This is a genomic window from Bradyrhizobium sp. AC87j1, assembly GCF_002936975.1.
Classification (GTDB): Bacteria; Pseudomonadota; Alphaproteobacteria; order Rhizobiales; family Xanthobacteraceae; genus Bradyrhizobium; species Bradyrhizobium shewense.
Genome location: NZ_PTFE01000050.1, coordinates 31,767 through 48,048 on the forward strand (window position 1 = coordinate 31,767; position 16,282 = coordinate 48,048).

Below are 16,282 nucleotides of genomic sequence, written 5' to 3' on the forward strand. Positions count from 1 at the left end.
CGCGCCGACTCAGTTGATTCACGCCGTCCCATGCGAAAAAGGTGGCCTCAAGTATCTGAGGAGATTTGGACTTCATGACTTTGCCGATGAGCTGGACTGAATGGGCGCAGCACGATGGCGTCGCGCTGGCGGGGCGCGTCCGCAAGGGCGAGCTGTCGGCGAAGGAATTGGCGCGCCAGGCCGCCGCGGGTGTCGCCAAGGTCAATCCGGCGCTGTCGGGCGTGGTCGAGCTGTTCGAGGACGTGATCGCCGATCCCGCCAAGGACGGCGCCAATCTCGCAGGTCCGTTCGCCGGCCTGCCCTTCCTGATGAAGGACCTCGGGCCGACCATGAAGGGCCGGCTGCAGGAAATGGGCTCGCTGTTGATGCGCGGCAATCGCGCCGCGGCCGATACGTTCCTCACCGGCAAATTCCGCCAGGCCGGCCTTAACCTGATCGGACGCACCACGACGCCGGAATTCGGCGTGTGCTCTTCGGCCGACAATCCCGCCGTCTACGTCACCCGCAATCCCTGGAATACCGACTACACCACCTGCGGCTCCTCGGCGGGCAGCGCCGCGATGGTCGCCGCCGGCGTGGTGCCGATCGCGCATGCGACCGACGGCGGCGGCTCGATCCGCATTCCCGCCGGCGTCAACGGCAATATCGGGCTGAAAGTCTCGCGCGGCGTGTTCTCGCTCGCCCCCCACATGTCCGATCTCACCGGCCTCGTCTCGATCCAGGGCTGCCAGTCGCGCAGCGTGCGCGACACCGCCGCCTTCGTCGATCATGCCCGCGGGCCTGCGCCCGGCGAGTTCATGCCGTTCTGGACCACGGCGCAGCCTTATTCCGAGATGATCAAGCGCGATCCCTCGAAGCTGCGTATCGCGTTGTCCCATACGTGGGGCAACTACACCGCGACGCCCGAGATCGCAGCCGAGCTGGAGAAGGCCGGACGCTTCCTCGAAGGCCTCGGCCATCACGTCGACTATGCGCTGCCGGAGATCGACCTTCCCGCTGCATTCGAGGCGCAGACCACGTGCTACATTTCGAATTTCGCGGTGGTGATCTCCAACATGCTCGCCACCCGCGGGCTGGAAAAGCCGCCGGAAGATCTGATCGAGCCGATGAACATCCGGATCTGGGAAGCCGGCCGGCACACCAGCTTCGCCGAGCGTGCCAAGATGCAGGGCGTGTTCAACACCACATCGCGCGGCTTCGGCGCCTTCTTCGAGCAGTGGGACGTGATCCTGACGCCGATCACCGCGCTGCCGACGCCGAAGGTCGGCACCAGGGAGTATCTCACCATCTCAGACAATCCTGATGTGCGCGACTGGTTCGACAATCTCTGGGGCTTCTTCGCCTTCACGCCGCTGGCCAATCTCTGCGGCATGCCCGCGATCTCGATGCCGATGGCCAGCCAAGACCACGGCCTGCCGCTGGGCATCCAGGCCATCGCCAAGCAGGCCAATGACGGGCTGCTGCTGCAACTCGCCGCCCAGATCGAGCGCGCGCTCGACGGCAAGTGGAACGGCGGCAAGAAGCCGAAGGTGCATGTGGGCTGAGGCTTGGCTGTTCGTTTCGGCCTTGCGCTTGCGGCCATCCTTAGAGACGCCCCGCCGTTGGCGGGCTCCTCAGGATGAGGTCTGATTTCGCAGCGATATCTTAGACCCTCATGGTGAGGAGCGCCGCCTTGCGGCGCGTCTCGAACCATGAAGGCCGACGCAGTCGCACCACCAGCCTCAATTCTTCACCGTCGGGATCTCCTCCGTCACCGGCTGCTGCTGGCCCTGCCGGTACATCGCCAGCGCCTTGTCGAGGGCTTCGCGCAGCGCCAGCGCCGCGGCCACGCTGCAGCGCAGGTGCGCGGTCTGGATCACGTCGACCCTGACGGCGGCACCAACCGGCATCAGGAGGTTCGCGGCGAGCTCGATCTGGATCGCGCCGTTGTGATGGCCGAAGCAGGACGCGCCGTCGAAATAGATGATCGGCGCTCGCTCCGAGCTGGAGCTCGAAATGGTGACGGGCCCCTGATTGTTGGCGGGCGTTTCGGGGTCGGCCATGGGCGCTCCTTGCGGCTAGTCGGCGAACGAAGCGCCCACCATCGGTGCTTCGGCCTGCTCTGTCGAGGCCAATTCGGGGTTTTGCGCCGCGCCCGACACTGGTCTAAAACGTCCCCCATGAGCACCATACCGACCACGCTCCCGTTCGAGGAACTCGCCGACGCCATCAAGGGCCGCCGCTCCGATTACGGCCATATCAGCGGGCTCCAGCTCGACCGCTTTGCGCCCGCCGAGGCCTGGTCGAGCCTGCCCTATCGTCCCGTCTTCGTCGGCGACACCGAGACCGGCGTGCTGCATGGCGGCGTCGTCACCGCGATGCTGGACGAGAGCTGCGGCATGGCGGTGCAGCTTGCACTCGACGGCACGCGCGCGATCGCAACCCTCGACCTGCGCATCGACTATCAGAAGCCGGCGACGCCCGGCCTCGACATCAAGGCGCATTCGGTCTGCTACCGCACCACGCGCTCGATCGCCTTCGTGCGCTCCACCGCCTATCAGGAGTCCGAGGACGATCCGGTAGCGACTGCGACCGCCTGCTTCATGATCGGCGCCAACCGCACCAACATGCTCGCCGACCGCAGGATGGATGCGCGCAGCATCCCGGTGCTGGAGGCGCCGGAAGATCCGGATGGCCCCTTCGCGCGCAGCCCGTTCGCGCGCGCTCTCGGCATCCGCGTCAATGACGACGGCACGCTGACGATGCCGTTCTCGCCAAAAATCATCGGCAACCCGATCCTGCCTGCGATCCATGGCGGCATGACCGGCGCCTTCCTCGAGACCACCGCGATCATCGGCGTCGCGCGCGAGCTCGGCGCCGCCGCGCCGCCCAAGCCGATCGGGCTCACCGTCAACTATCTGCGCTCCGGCCGTGCGCTCGACACGTTTGCCAACGTCTCGATCGTGAAGCAGGGCCGGCGCATCGTCGCCTTCGAGGCGCGCGCCTGGCAGGATGACGCGGCCAAGCCGATCGCCACCGCCTTCGGCCATTTCATGCTGCGCCCGACGCCCGGAAGTGACGAGGAATAAGCGCATTTTGACTTGACGGCCGCAGCTCCGGCCACAACGATAGCACGTCCCCGCGAGAGGTATTGGATTGCGGCATCCGCTCGACATCGTCGCCATGTTCGCCGCACTCTGGCTGCTGGCCTCGATGATGCTCGACGCGTTGACGCCGAAGGAGCTGACCGCGATCATGATCGGCGTTGCGATCGGGCCCGCGATCGTCATCACCGCCGTGTTCTACTACCTGCGCTGCCCGCGAACGGACTTTGCGGTGATATTCGCAGCGCTCTGGCTGATCTCGGACATCGCCATCGCCTTCGTCTCGTCGAAGGAGCTGCCGCACTTCCTGATCGTGCTCGGCTTCGTGCCGGCCCTGCTGATCGGCTCCGTGATGCACTGGCACCGCTTCCAGAACCGACACGAGCGGCTGCCCGCGCCATCGGTGAAGCGGGGCTAACGCGGCAATAGGTTCGTCTTCGCGAGATCGAGCACCTCGTCGCCGCGGCCGTTCATCACCGCGCGTAGGACCCAGAGGCTGAAACCCTTGATCTGCTCGGGCGTGATGGTCGGCGGCATCGACAGCTCCTGCTTGGCGGTGACGACGTCGAGCAGCGCCGGCCCGTTATGGGCGAGCATCTCCTTGACAGCACCGGGGAGCTCGCCGGGGTCCTCGACGCGCTTGGCGAAGATGCCCATTGCGCGCGCCATCGCCGCGAAATCGGGATTCTCCAGGTCGACATTGGTGTCGACGAAGCCCGCCGCCTTCATCTCCAGCGCGACGAAGCCGAGCACGCCGTTGTTGAAGATCACGACCTTCACCGGCAGCTTCTCTTGCGTCAGCGTGATCAGATCGCCCATCATCATGGTGAAGCCGCCGTCGCCGGAGAGCGAGATGACCTGGCGGCCCGGCTGGGCGGCCTGCGCGCCGATCGCCTGCGGCATCGCGTTGGCCATCGAGCCGTGCACGAAGGAGCCGACCAGCCGGCGGCGGCCGTTCATGTCGAGATAGCGCGCGGCCCACACCGTGGGCGTGCCGACATCGGCGGTGAAGACCGCGTCGTCGGACGCGTGGTCGCTGATGACTTTTGCGAGATATTGCGGATGGATCGGCTTGCTGCCCGGCGTGCCCTTGGCGAGCGAGTCCAAACCCTCGCGCGCCTTCTTGTAATGCGCGACGGCGTCGTCCAGATGCTTGCGCTGCGTCTTCGCTTTCAGCAGCGGCAGCAGCGCTTCGATGGTGAGCTTGACGTCGCCGACGAGGCCGAGATCGATCTTGCAGCGTCGTCCCAGATTTTCCGGGCGGATGTCGATCTGCGCGATCTTCGCATCAACAGGGAAGAACTGCTTGTAGGGAAAATCGGTGCCGAGCATCACCAGGGCGTCGCAGGCATGCATGGCGGCATAGCCCGAGGAGAAGCCGATGAAGCCGGTCATGCCGACATCATAGGGGTTGTCGTACTCGACATGCTCCTTGCCGCCGAGCGCATGGACGATCGGGCTCTTCAGCGCTTCGGCCAGTTGCATCAAGGGCGCATGCGCGCCGGCGCAGCCGCGGCCGCAGAACAGGGTAACGCGCTCGGTGCCGTCGAGGAGATCGGCCAGCGCCTTCAGCTCATCCGCCTGCGGCACCACATTCGGCGCCGACAGCGCGAGTCCGCGTGTGGTCGACAGCGCGCGCTTGGGCGGGCTGCGGAACGCGACGTCGCCAGGCATGGCGACGACGGCGACGCCGCGCAGGCCCACCGCCGCGCGGATGGCATTCTCCAGCACGTAAGGAAGCTGGCTCGGGTCGGAGACCAGCTCGCAATAATGGCTGCATTCGCGGAACAGGTTCTGCGGATGGGTCTCCTGGAAATAGCCGCCGCCGATCTCGGCGGTCGGGATCTGCGCGGCGATCGCCAGCACGGGAACGCGGCTGCGATGCGCGTCGAACAGGCCGTTGATCAGATGCAGATTGCCGGGACCGCAGGAGCCCGCGCACACCGCAAGGCTTCCGGTCATCTCGGCTTCGCCGGCGGCGGCGAACGCGGCGACCTCCTCGTGGCGGACATGGATCCATTCGATGGTGCCGCGGCGGCGCAGCGCCTCGGTCAGGGCGTTCAGGCTGTCGCCGACGATGCCGTAGATGCGCTTGACGCCGGCCTGTTCGAGCGTTGCCACGAACAGATCGGCCACGTTGTTGATCGCCATGTCGGTCTCCTGATTTCAGCCAGTCACATCACACGATGCGCAAATGCGAGCATCGCGGCTCCATGTGGCACAATAGGCTATGTCAGGATCACGGCTAGTTATTGTCCGTTCAATCTTTCTGAATTGCCCGATCGTAAGCCGCGATCGTCGCCTTCGCGCGCTCCGCGACATCGGCTGCGCTCATGCCGGGCTTGTAGAGGCTGGAGCCGAGCCCGAAGGCGGTGACGCCGCCCTTGATGTACTCCGCAAAATTCTGATCGGAGACGCCGCCGACGGCCGCGATCATGACGCCCGATGGCAGCACGGCGCGGATCGCGGCGATGCCGGAGGCACCTAACACGCTGGCCGGAAAGAACTTCAGACCCGATGCGCCCGAGCGCGCCGCGAGCAGCGCCTCGGTCGGCGAAAACACGCCGGGTAGCGTGACCATGGCATATTGATGCGCACGCACGAGCACCTGCGTGTCCACATTCGGCGAGACCATCAGCTTGCCGCCGACGTCGTTGAGACGATCGACATCCGCGGTCGCCAGCACCGTGCCGGCACCGATCAGCACCCCCGGAGGTGCCTGCTTCACGGCCATTGCGATGGAGCGGAACGGATCGGGCGAGTTCAGGGGAATCTCGATCGCCGTCATGCCGGCTTCGATCAGCACGGCGACGATGGCCTCGGTCTCCTCGGGCTTGACGCCGCGCAGGATCGCAACCAACGGCCGCTTCATCGGCGGAAAGGGAACGCTCATCTCAAAAATCCTTTGATTTCGTCCAGATCGCGGCAGCCGCCATCGACAGGCCGCGGCGGACGGCTTCATCCGCATCGACCGGAGTTGCGTTGACCGACAGCGCCTCAAACGCCAGCCGGTACAGCATCGCAAGCCGCCCCGACGCGATCAGCTTGACGCCCGCTTGCGGCACGGTGCCGGAGAGCCCTGCCGCAAGCTCGACGCCGATCAACGTGCCCGATAGCGTCTCGCGCGCCGCGGCCGGCGTGCCGCCGAACAGCAACTGGCGCGACCGCGCGCCGAACAAGAGATTGGCGGCGAAGGCCGGCGCCTCATACGCGGCTTTCACCGCCGCCTTGAAGCTCGCGACATCCTCGGCCTCATCGGCGCCGGCGACCGCCAACGACAGGATGGTCTCGCGCGAGATGGCGCCGAAGAGCTCGCCAGTCATGAACGTGGAAAATCTTTCGACGATGCCGCCCTTCACGCACACCCATTTCGAATGCGTGCCGGGCATGCAAACCAGCGCCTCGCCCGCGGCATCCAGGCCGAGTGTGCCGAGCAGCTGCGTTTCCTCGCCGCGCATGACGTCCGGCGCGGCTGCATCGCGCTGCGCGATGCCCGGCAGGATGCGAATGTCGCGCGCTTCGCCGGGGACGCGCACGGCCTGTTTCAGGACGGCCGAGAGTGGCGCCGGCGTGTCGACATAGCCCGCTTCGACCCAACCGTTCCTGGCACCGGCCATGCCGCAGACGAGAACCGGCAGATGATCCGGCGCCTCAATCGCCGCAAGATGTGATTGCAGCACGGCGGGAAAGCCAGTCTTCGCCGCCGCCAGCATGCCCTCGCCGCTGCGCCGCTCAGTCAGCACCTCGCCGGCATGATCGACCAGCCACAGCCGGAAACTGCTGGTGCCCCAGTCCACCGCGACATAAGCGGGTTCGGTCATTCGAAACTGTCCTCGTCTCACGTCTGGGACTCCGTCTCGCGACAATGAGACGACGTCTTGCGGGTCTGTGCCGAGATACCGGCTATTGTGCGAGCAAACCAGCCCTTTCTCGTCGATTTGAAGCTGCACCGCGCTGGCACACCGCTTGCTGAAGCGCTGGCACACCGCTTGCTGAAGCTTGGTTGTTCAACTCCGTCAACGCGCGACAAGACGCGTCAACATCAGATGAGGAAACCCATGGAGATCGGCTATTTCACGATGCCTTCGCATCCGCCGGAGTGCGGCCTGAAGGAAGGGAACGACTGGGACCTGCAGGTCATGCGCTGGCTGGACGAGCTCGGCTATCAGGAGGCCTGGGTCGGCGAGCACCACACCGCGCCCTGGGAACCCAATCCCACGCCAGACCTCCTGATCGCGCAGGCCTTGATGCAGACCAAGAAGCTTCGCATCGGGCCGGGCGGCTTTCTGCTGCCCTATCACCACCCGGCCGAGCTCGCCAATCGCGTGGCGATGCTCGACCATCTCTCCGAGGGAAGGCTCAATTTCGGCGTCGCGGCCTCCGGCCTGCCGAGCGACTGGGCGATGTTCAACGTCGACGGCATGAGCGGGCAGAACCGCGACATGACGCGCGAGGCGCTGGAGATCATCCTGAAGCCGTGGACGGAGCCGGCGCCCTTCACCCACAAGGGCAAGTTCTGGACGGTGACCAAGCCGGACACGATGTTCGACTTCCTCAAGCCCCACATCAAGCCCTTGCAGGCGCCGCATCCGCCGATCGGCGTTGCCGGGCTGTCGAAGAACTCGGACACGCTAAAACTCGCCGGCGAGCGCGGCTTCATTCCGATGAGCCTCAACCTCAACCCGGCCTATGTCTCGAGCCATTGGGACTCCGTCGAGATCGGCGCCGCCAAGACCGGGCGCAAACCGAACCGTGCGGACTGGCGTCTGGTGCGCGAGGTGTTCGTCGCCGACACCGACGAGGAAGCCTGGAAGCTCTCGACGGGTGACATGATGGGCCGGATGATGAGCGAGTATTTCCTGCCGCTGCTCGGCCATTTCGGCTTCAAGGATTATCTCAAGCACGCGCCCGATGTCCCCGACAGCGACGTCACCGTCGAATATTGCGCCAAGCGGAACTGGATCGTCGGCTCGCCCGCAACCGTCGCCGAAAAGATCGAAAAGATCTACGACGAGGTCGGCGGCTTCGGCGTGCTGCTGGTGTTCGGCTTCGACTACAAGCACAAGGCGGAAGCCTGGCACCACTCGCTCTCGCTGCTGAAGAACGAGGTGATGCCGCGCGTTGCGCATCTCGGCTCCGCGAAGAAGGCGGCTTGACGCTCAGCGGGTGCGGCGCGAACGTGCCGCACCCGCTTCTATTTTCGGAGATTTCCGCGTGACGGTCGACGCCAATCCTCTCGACGTAAAGGATTTCAAGCAGGCGATGCGCCAATGTGCCGGCGCCGTCGCGCTGGTCACGGTCGGCGCCGAGCACGGCAAGCGTACGGGATTGACGGTGACGTCGGCCTGCTCGCTGTCGGATAGCCCGCCCTCGCTGATCGTCTGCGTCAACCGCAACGCCAGCGCCCATGCGCGCATCCGCGAGGAAGGCGCCTTCGCGATCAACTTCCTGCACGAGGACCACGCCCTGCTCGCGCTCACCTTCAGCGGCCAGAAGGGCGTCAACGGCGACGACCGTTTTGCGTTCGGGCAATGGACGCGCGGCGCGACCGGCGCCCCGGTGCTGACGGATGCGGTCGCCGCATTCGACTGCGTGCTGGCGCAGGAGTTCGAGACGACGACGCATTCGATCTTCGTCGGCGAAGTGCGCGGCGTGTCGCATTTGGCGTCCGCCGCGCCGCTGGTGTACCTGCGCAGCAGTTTTTACACGCCGCAGGAGATGCGCGAAACGGTGACGGTCGGCGACCTCGATTCACGGCATCTGAGCTGGACAGATTTTTCGTAGGGATAGCGGCGCTAGCCTCGGTGCCTCTTCCTTCTACCCTTATGAGAGAAGGTTGCGCGAAGCGTTCTCGCCGCGAACGCAGTATCGTAGGGTGGGCAAAGCGAAGCGTGCCCACGTCCTGCCTATTGGTGAGACGACGTGGACACGGCGCAAGCGCGCCTTTGCCCACCCTACGATTCCGGACTCGCGGAGAGAGACCCCTCACGCGTCTCGCCGCATGCAGCCAAGCCCTACTGCGCCGTTTCGATCTTCAGCAGCTTGATCTTCCGATAGAGCGTCGCGCGGCTCAGCTTCAGGGCCCGTGCCGCTTCCGTGACGCGACCGCCATGCTTGCGAAGGGCCTCGACAATCGTGGCGCGCTCGGCCGCTTCGAGGTCCGGCTCCGCTTTTCCGAACGGCGGCAGGTCGAGGTCCGCATCGGTGATGACCCCGTTCTCCGCGGTGCAGCCGGCGAGCCGCAGCACGTGGCGAAGCTGGCGCATGTTGCCGGGATAGGAATAGGCCGAGAGTTGCGACCACGCTTGGTCCGAAAGCCTGCAGTTCGGCGCCTCCTCGCGCGCGATCTGGCGGATGACGTCGTCCCGGTCGGCACGTTCGCGCAAGGCCGGCAGCCGCACCTCGAGGCCGCGCAGGCGGAAATAGAGATCGGCGCGGAAGCCGCCTTCTTCGGCCATGCGGCCGAGATCGCGGTGGGTGGCGCTGATGAGGCGGATGTCGACGGCGACAGGCTTGAGCGCGCCGAGCGGCCAGACCTCGCGGTTTTCCAACACGCGTAGCAACCGCGTCTGCAGCGCGATCGGCATGTCGCCGATCTCGTCGAGGAACAGCGTGCCGCCGTCGGCCTGCACGATCAGGCCCTTCGAGCCGTCGCGCCGCGCGCCGGTGAAGGCGCCGGCCTCGTAGCCGAACAGCTCGGCGTCGATCAGGCTCTCCGGCATCGCCGCGCAGTTCAGCGCCACATAATTGCTGCGCGCGCGGTTGCTGGCGGCGTGAATAGCGCGCGCGAACACGTCCTTGCCGACGCCGGTCTCGCCATGGAGCAGCACCGGCAAATTGTGATCGCCTATGCTTCGGAGCCGCTTCACGCTTCTGATCAGCCCGGGATCGCGGCCGGCGAGCCGATGCAGCGCGTCGAAGCGATCGACGGGCTCATCGCGGCGCGGCGCATGCGGACGCACCGATGATCTCGCCCGCAGCGGCGGCGCAACATGCCCCTGCCCCAACCCACTGCCATCGGCGCGGCGCAGCTCAACGACACCGTCCGCGCCGCGGGCGGCATGATGATCGAACTTGACGTAGCGCGACAGATCGATGCCGGACGCGATCAAGCCGTCGGTGAGACCCAGCAATGCGCGCGCCGAACGGCAGGCGCCGACGATGCGGCGATCGTCGTCATAGGCGAGCAGACCGCTGCCGCCGTCGCCCGGCACGGTCGCGATCCAGGCGTTGCGGAAATGACCGCGGAAGATTGCGCCCTCCATGCGCCGCGTCGCCTCCATCGTCACCGCGAGCGCGAGCTGATGCGCCATGCGCCCGAGATCCTCGCGGCAAGAGGTGATGTTCACGGCGCCGGCGAGGCGACCGGCCTGATCGAACAGCGGCGCCACGGCGCAGGAGAACATGTGCCACTGCGCGCGAAAATGCTCGTCACGATGGACCAGGATCGGCTTCCGCTCCGCAAGTGCGGTGCCGAGCCCGTTGGTGCCTTCAAAAGCCTCGGAAAAATTCGAGCCGGTGTAGACCTTCCAGCGCATGAATATTTCAGTATCGGCCGGGCCGGGCAGCCGGCTCCACAGCATCGTGGCGCTGGGGTCGGCGAGATTGACGCAATAGCCGGCCTCGCGCAGCACCCGCGCGAGGTCTTCGAGCTCCGGCGTCGCCAGCCGGATCAGCTGCTCCATGGGTTCGGCGACATGCCGGACCTCGGCCTCGGTCAGCGTCTGCGGCGGGCCCTGGCGGGCGGGGTCGAGCTTGTGGCCGATCAGGCAGCGCCGCCAGGAATCGGCAATGCGCGAAGAGGCATCGACGTCGGCCAATTGATTGGCGACGGACAAGACACGGGCGACATGGTTCGAGGCCGACAGGCTGGCCATCGCGGACGTCTCCACCCTGTATTATTGTGCAAAGTCTGGCACCACAGGCGGGGATGTCAATCGGGAACCGGGAACGAGGATGAAGGCACACTGCCTCAGCGCCGTCATGGCCGGGCTTGTCCCGGCCATCCACGCGTTACCGCGGATGCGAAGGAACGTGGATGCCCGGGACAAGCCCGGGCATGACAATGTGGATACAGATAGCCTTAAGCGACTCGTGCTTGCTGCACCGCCCTCACCACGTATCGATGCAGGGCCGCTTCTTCCCGGCCCTGGCCGGCGGCTTCGGCACCGAACGGACTCCGGCCATGATCCAGCGGCGCGTCTCGGCGGGATCGATGACGTTGTCGATCTCGAACACCGAGGCGATCGAGACCGCCTTGCCGTTGGCGTAGAGCTCGGCGACCTTGTTGCGGTAATAGGTCTCGCGCTCCTCGGGATCAGTGATCGCCTCCATCTCCTTGCGGAAGCCGAGGCGGACATAACCTTCCAGCCCCATGCCGCCGAACTCGCCGGTCGGCCAGGCCGCGGTGAAGAAGGAGGCGTGGAAGCCGCCGCCGATCATCGACTGTGCCCCTAAGCCATAACCCTTGCGCAGCACGATGCCGAACAGCGGCACGGTGAGGCTCGCGCCCGTGACGAACATGCGCGAGACGTGGCGCACGATCGCGGTCTTCTCCGCTTCCGGGCCGACCATGAAGCCGGGCGTGTCGCAGAGCGAGACGACGGGCAAGTCGAACGCGTCGCAGAGCTGGAGGAAGCGCGCGGCCTTGTCGCCGGCATCGGCATCGATCGCACCGCCAAGGTGACGCGGATTGTTGGCGATTAGGCCGAACGGTTTTCCCTCGATGCGGATCAGCGCGGTGATCATGCCGACGCCGTAGTCGCGGCGCAGCTCCAGCACGGAATCCTTGTCGGCAACGAGATCGATGACGCTGCGGATGTCGTAGACGCGCAGCCGGTTCTCGGGGATGGCGCGGCGGAGCAGGCGCTGGTCGGCGGCCTCCCACTCCGTCACCGAGCCCTGGAAATAGGACAGATACTTTTGCGCGACGGATGTCGCCTCCTCCTCGTCATCGACCAGGATGTCGATGACGCCGTTCGGCGACTGGAACGAAACAGGGCCGACCTCGGCCGGATGATAGACGCCGAGGCCGCCGCCTTCGATCATCGCAGGGCCGCCCATGCCGATCGAGGCGTTCTTGGTGGCGATGATCACGTCGCAGCAGCCGAGCATCGCGGCGTTGCCGGCGAAGCAATAGCCGGAGACGACACCAATCACGGGCACGAGGCCGGAGAGCCTTGCGAATTGCACGAAGGACGGACCGTCGAGCCCGGTCATACCGAGCCGGTCGGTGTCGCCGGGCCGGCCGCCGCCACCTTCGGCATAGAACACCAGGGGCACGCGCCAGTCTTCCGCTAGGGTCAGCATGCGGTCGATCTTCTTGTGGTTCATGTGGCCCTGCGTGCCCGCGAGCACGGTGTAGTCATAGGCTACGACGATGCAGCGCGCACCCTCGGGCCCGAACTTCTCGCCATTCACCGTGGCGACGCCCATGACGAGGCCGTCAGCCGGCGTGTTCTTGATGAGATCGTCGAGCTTGCGGCGGCGGCGCTGCGCCGCGATGGCGAGGCTGCCATATTCCATGAACGAGCCTTCGTCGACGAGCTGGGCGACGTTCTCGCGCGCGGTGCGCTGATTGGTGTTGCGGCGGCGCTCGACCGAGGCGGGGCGATTCGCATCCAGCGTGTTCGCCTGGCGCGCTATCAGCTCTGCAAGATCGGGACGGATGTGGTCGAGATCGATGTCGGCTTCAGCCGTTGTGCTGTCGGCCGCAACATCAAGCGGCTCCAGATAGAGGATCGCCTCGCCATGCATTAGCGTGGCACCGTCGCCGGCGGCGAGCGTCATGACACGGCCGCCCTGCTCGGCCATCACCAGATGCTCCATCTTCATGGATTCGATCACGGCGAGCTGCTGGCCGGGGCGCACGATCTCGCCTTCCTTCACCTGAATGGTGACGATGGTTCCCTGCAAGGGTGCTGCGACCATCACCGTGCCTTCAGGCACCACTTGCGCGACATGGGTCTCCGCGCCGTGAACGCCACTTCCTTCCGCCGGCGCAAAGTAAAGCGGCTTAGCCGCACCGTCGGCGGCATCGACGAGCTTGGCGATATTGCGATCGATGAAATCGGTCGCGATGCGGTTGGTCCTGAAATCGGGATGCGCCAGCACCGCCTGCAGGAAGGCGATATTGGTGACGACGCCGTCGATCCGGAATTCGCGCAGGGCACGCGAGGCTTTGGCAACCACGTCGTGCCAGGCTTCGCCCGGCGTATGCACGATGACTTTTGCGAGTAGCGAGTCGAAGGCCGCGCTGGTCTTGTAGCCGGCGTAGCCGAAACTATCGACGCGGACGCCGGGGCCCGACGGCGGCTCGAACAATGCGAGCACGCCGCCGGTCGGATGCGTGGCGCCCGTCTCGTCCAGAGTTTCCATGTTGACGCGAAGCTGCATGGCATGGCCGCGCGGCTTCGGGATCGACCCCTGCGCAAGGCCGAGCGAGGCCAGCGAAGCGCCCGCCGCGACCGCAAGCTGGGCACGGACGAGGTCGAGCCCGAGCACCTCTTCGGTCACGGTGTGCTCGACCTGGAGCCGCGGATTGGCCTCGATGAAGGCAAAACTGTCCTCGGCCGTGCCGTCGACCAGGAACTCGAACGTGCCGAGATTGTCGTAAGAGGCCGCCGTCGCAAGCTGCTTCGCCGCCTCGATGATGCGGCCGCGCAAGGGATCGTTCAGCGACGGGCTCGGCGCGACCTCGATCAGCTTCTGGTGCCGGCGCTGGATGGTGCATTCGCGCTCCCAGAGATGAGAGATCGCGCCGTGACGATCGCCGATGATCTGCACCTCGATATGCCGCGCCTGCCGGATCAGCCGCTCGGCATAGACGCCGTCGAGGCCGAAGGCAGCCTTGGCCTCGGACTGGCAGCGCGCATAGGCCTCCGCGAGATCGGATGCGTTCTCGACCACGCGCATGCCGCGCCCGCCACCGCCGGCCATTGCCTTGATCACGATCGCAGCATTGCTGCCGAGGGAAGCAAAGAACGCCGTGATCTCCTCCAGCGAGGACGGCCCGCTGGTGCCGGCAATGATCGGCACGCCGCAACGCTTTGCCAGTTGCCGTGCCGCAACCTTGTCGCCGAACAGCTCGAGCGCCGCCGGTTTCGGCCCGACGAACGTCAGGCCTGCGTCCGCGCACGCCTTGGCGAATGCCGCATTCTCGCTGAGGAAGCCGTAGCCGGGATGCACGGCATCGGAGCCGACGCTTTTGGCCGCCTTCACCACCGCCTCGATGTCGAGATAGGCCCGGGCGCCGCGACCGGGGATTTCGACCGCCTCGTCGGCAACGCGCACGTGCAGCGACAGCGCATCGTCGGTGGGATGGATCGCAACGGTCGCGATGCCGGCGTCGGCCGCCGCGCGCGCGATGCGGATGGCGATCTCGCCGCGATTGGCGATCAGGAGCTTCTTGAACGACATCGTCTCTCTCACTCAGACAGCAGCAGGACTATTCGGATCGAGATCCTGCTTCTTCACCTTGCCCGTCGCCGTCAGCGGCAGGGCATCGATAATACGCACTTCCGGGATCTTGTAGACGGCCATGCGCTCGGCGCACCAGGCGCGCAGATCTTCCGCAGAGATGGTGCCGACCGCCTCCGGCTTGAGCTGGATATAGGCCACCGGCACCTGCCCCTTGTCAGGATCGTCGCGCCCGACCACGCCTGAGCCCAGCACCTTCGGGTGCTGGCCCAGCAGCGCCTCGATCTCCGGCGGGAACACGCTCATGCCCTTGACCTTCAGCATCTCCTTGCGGCGGCCGAGGAAGTGCAGAAAGCCGTCCTTGTCGATGTTGCCGATGTCGCCGGTGCGCAGCCAACCGTCGACGAGCGACTCGGCGGTCGCCTCCGGCTTGTTCCAGTAGCTCTTGAGCAGCGAGGGCGTCCGCACGCGGATCTCGCCTTCCGCGCCGAGCGGCAGCAATGCGCCGGTCTCGAAATCGGTAATCTTGAACTCGGCGCCGGGGACCGGCAGGCCGACGAAGATCGGCTGATTGTTGAGGTCGAAATCGTCGTCCTGGAATCCTGCCGTGAACGTGTTGGAGGTGTGGGTCTCCGTCATGCCCCACGCCGCCTCCATCAGGATCGTGCCGGTGAGATCCTTCCAGCGCTTGCGATAATCGGCGTTGAGCTTCTTGACGAAGGAGACGACGCGGACCTGCTGCAACGATGACAGATCGAACTCGCTCCAGCGCGGATGGTCCATCAGCTCGACGGCGCCGTCGACCGGCATCGCAGTGATCGTGACCTTGTATTTGTCGATCGCGGCCATCGCGCCGACGGCATCCCAGCGCGCGAGCAGGACCAGCGTGGCGCCGCAGAACAGCGGGAAGATCAGGCCAGAGTTCTCGCCCGCAATCCAGAACTCCGGGAAGAACGACAGGAACACGCTGCTCTCGCCGGGCGGCATCGAGATGCCGTAATTGGCCGCCGCCGTGTAGACCATGTCGCGGTGGGTATGGACGCAGCCCTTGGGCATGCCGGTGGTCCCGCCGGTGTAGTTGAGCGCGGCAACATCATCGAGTCCGGGCGGCGGCAGCGGCGTCGGCGCAGGCATCGCCGCAAGCGCGGGCAACAGATCGGTCGCGCCCGGCACCGCAACGCGCGGCGTGCGGATCGAGTCCGGAACGGGGAACGCGGGCGTTGTCGGCACGACGTCGGCGAAGCTGGTGACGATGATCTCGCGCAGGCGCACCTCGCCCCTCACCTGCTCGACGACGGGGATGAGCTGGTCAAGGGCGACGATCACCTCGGCCTGGCTGTCGTTGAGCGCGTAGGACAGCTCGAACGCGCGCGACAGCGGGCTGACGGGGACGTGGATCGCGCCGAGCTTCAAAATGCCGAAAAACACGATATGGAATTGCGGGCAATTCGGCAGGAACACGGCGACGCGGTCACCCTTGCCGACGCCCTTGGCCCGCAGCAGCGCCGCAAAACGGTCGCTCTGCCGGTCAAGCTCCGCATAGGTGGTGACGTGGCCGTAGAAGATGATCGCGGGCCGCTCCGGACTGCGCTTCGCCCAGGCGCGCAGATATTCCGTCAAGGGAACTTCGCCGTGCAGATAATTCGGCGAACGCGGCATGCCTTTGGGCCAGGCCTTGTCCCACAGGCCACGCAAGGTGGCGAGATAATCCTTCTCGTTGAGACCCGCGCTCATGACGTCTTTCCCGTGTTGCTTTTCTTTTCGAGGGCACGCACGTGCCG

At 65.9% G+C, this 16,282-nt stretch carries 12 protein-coding genes; 5 read left to right on the forward strand and 7 right to left on the reverse strand.

The window, feature by feature from the left end:
- Nucleotides 1-74 precede the first annotated feature (74 nt).
- A complete protein-coding gene (locus CV770_RS23915) occupies nucleotides 75-1,544 on the forward strand; it encodes an amidase (protein WP_201760009.1) in 1,470 nt (489 codons plus the stop codon).
- A 177-nt stretch (nucleotides 1,545-1,721) separates the two neighbouring features.
- Here the strand turns inward: CV770_RS23915 and CV770_RS42735 are convergent, their stop codons facing one another.
- Nucleotides 1,722-2,042 (reverse strand): hypothetical protein, encoded by a 321-nt coding sequence (locus CV770_RS42735; protein ID WP_165637419.1) that lies wholly within the window; start codon nucleotides 2,040-2,042, stop codon nucleotides 1,722-1,724.
- A gap of 117 nt (nucleotides 2,043-2,159) precedes the next feature.
- Between CV770_RS42735 and CV770_RS23925 the strand changes: the two genes are divergently transcribed.
- Nucleotides 2,160-3,068 (forward strand): PaaI family thioesterase, encoded by a 909-nt coding sequence (locus CV770_RS23925; RefSeq protein ID WP_104464089.1) that lies wholly within the window; start codon nucleotides 2,160-2,162, stop codon nucleotides 3,066-3,068.
- A 67-nt stretch (nucleotides 3,069-3,135) separates the two neighbouring features.
- Nucleotides 3,136-3,501 (forward strand): hypothetical protein, encoded by a 366-nt coding sequence (locus CV770_RS23930; RefSeq protein ID WP_201760010.1) that lies wholly within the window; start codon nucleotides 3,136-3,138, stop codon nucleotides 3,499-3,501.
- Here the strand turns inward: CV770_RS23930 and poxB are convergent.
- The 3 genes from poxB to CV770_RS23945 all read right to left on the reverse strand — a co-directional run bounded on the left by poxB (nucleotide 3,498) and on the right by CV770_RS23945 (nucleotide 6,904).
- Nucleotides 3,498-5,234, reverse strand: a complete 1,737-nt coding sequence (poxB, locus tag CV770_RS23935) for a ubiquinone-dependent pyruvate dehydrogenase (protein ID WP_104464090.1) — start codon at nucleotides 5,232-5,234, stop codon at nucleotides 3,498-3,500. The two genes, CV770_RS23930 and poxB, sit on opposite strands and share 4 nt — an antisense overlap.
- Nucleotides 5,235-5,343: 109 nt before the next feature.
- Complete coding sequence (locus tag CV770_RS23940) at nucleotides 5,344-5,976, reverse strand: 2-dehydro-3-deoxy-6-phosphogalactonate aldolase (RefSeq protein ID WP_104464091.1); 633 nt, start codon at nucleotides 5,974-5,976, stop codon at nucleotides 5,344-5,346.
- 1 nt (nucleotide 5,977) lies between these two features.
- Nucleotides 5,978-6,904, reverse strand: coding sequence for a 2-dehydro-3-deoxygalactonokinase (locus tag CV770_RS23945; protein WP_104464092.1), 927 nt, complete (start codon nucleotides 6,902-6,904; stop codon nucleotides 5,978-5,980).
- A gap of 237 nt (nucleotides 6,905-7,141) precedes the next feature.
- Here CV770_RS23945 and CV770_RS23950 point away from each other — a divergent pair, with 237 nt between their 5' ends.
- Together CV770_RS23950 and CV770_RS23955 are read left to right on the forward strand one after the other, a co-directional pair.
- Nucleotides 7,142-8,239 carry an LLM class flavin-dependent oxidoreductase gene (locus tag CV770_RS23950; protein ID WP_104464093.1) on the forward strand — a complete coding sequence of 366 codons (1,098 nt, stop codon included), beginning with the start codon at nucleotides 7,142-7,144 and terminating at the stop codon, nucleotides 8,237-8,239.
- 58 nt (nucleotides 8,240-8,297) lie between these two features.
- The gene (locus tag CV770_RS23955; RefSeq protein ID WP_201760011.1) at nucleotides 8,298-8,867 is read left to right on the forward strand and encodes a flavin reductase family protein; all 570 of its coding nucleotides are present in this window, start codon (nucleotides 8,298-8,300) and stop codon (nucleotides 8,865-8,867) included.
- 230 nt (nucleotides 8,868-9,097) lie between these two features.
- On the opposite strand, the gene CV770_RS23965 is transcribed toward CV770_RS23955, so the two are convergent.
- From CV770_RS23965 to CV770_RS23975, 3 genes are all read right to left on the reverse strand, one after another.
- Nucleotides 9,098-10,960, reverse strand: a complete 1,863-nt coding sequence (locus CV770_RS23965; protein ID WP_201760012.1) for a sigma-54-dependent Fis family transcriptional regulator — start codon at nucleotides 10,958-10,960, stop codon at nucleotides 9,098-9,100.
- Between the two features lie 235 nt (nucleotides 10,961-11,195).
- Nucleotides 11,196-14,501: an acetyl-CoA carboxylase family protein gene (locus CV770_RS23970; protein ID WP_201760013.1), complete on the reverse strand. Its 3,306-nt coding sequence runs from the start codon at nucleotides 14,499-14,501 to the stop codon at nucleotides 11,196-11,198.
- A gap of 12 nt (nucleotides 14,502-14,513) precedes the next feature.
- On the reverse strand, nucleotides 14,514-16,235 hold the full coding sequence (locus CV770_RS23975; RefSeq protein ID WP_104464096.1) for an AMP-binding protein: 1,722 nt from the start codon (nucleotides 16,233-16,235) through the stop codon (nucleotides 14,514-14,516).
- Between the last annotated feature and the right edge of the window lie 47 nt (nucleotides 16,236-16,282).

What these genes read in the sequence shown, in the direction of transcription:
- CV770_RS23915 (WP_201760009.1), top strand. Translation starts at nt 75, where the DNA reads ATGACTTTGCCGATGAGCTGGACTGAATGGGCGCAGCACGATGGCGTC.
- CV770_RS42735 (WP_165637419.1), bottom strand. Translation starts at nt 2,042, where the DNA reads ATGGCCGACCCCGAAACGCCCGCCAACAATCAGGGGCCCGTCACCATT.
- CV770_RS23925 (WP_104464089.1), top strand. Translation starts at nt 2,160, where the DNA reads ATGAGCACCATACCGACCACGCTCCCGTTCGAGGAACTCGCCGACGCC.
- poxB (WP_104464090.1), bottom strand. Translation starts at nt 5,234, where the DNA reads ATGGCGATCAACAACGTGGCCGATCTGTTCGTGGCAACGCTCGAACAG.
- CV770_RS23940 (WP_104464091.1), bottom strand. Translation starts at nt 5,976, where the DNA reads ATGAGCGTTCCCTTTCCGCCGATGAAGCGGCCGTTGGTTGCGATCCTG.
- CV770_RS23945 (WP_104464092.1), bottom strand. Translation starts at nt 6,904, where the DNA reads ATGACCGAACCCGCTTATGTCGCGGTGGACTGGGGCACCAGCAGTTTC.
- CV770_RS23950 (WP_104464093.1), top strand. Translation starts at nt 7,142, where the DNA reads ATGGAGATCGGCTATTTCACGATGCCTTCGCATCCGCCGGAGTGCGGC.
- CV770_RS23965 (WP_201760012.1), bottom strand. Translation starts at nt 10,960, where the DNA reads ATGGCCAGCCTGTCGGCCTCGAACCATGTCGCCCGTGTCTTGTCCGTC.
- CV770_RS23970 (WP_201760013.1), bottom strand. Translation starts at nt 14,501, where the DNA reads ATGTCGTTCAAGAAGCTCCTGATCGCCAATCGCGGCGAGATCGCCATC.
- CV770_RS23975 (WP_104464096.1), bottom strand. Translation starts at nt 16,235, where the DNA reads ATGAGCGCGGGTCTCAACGAGAAGGATTATCTCGCCACCTTGCGTGGC.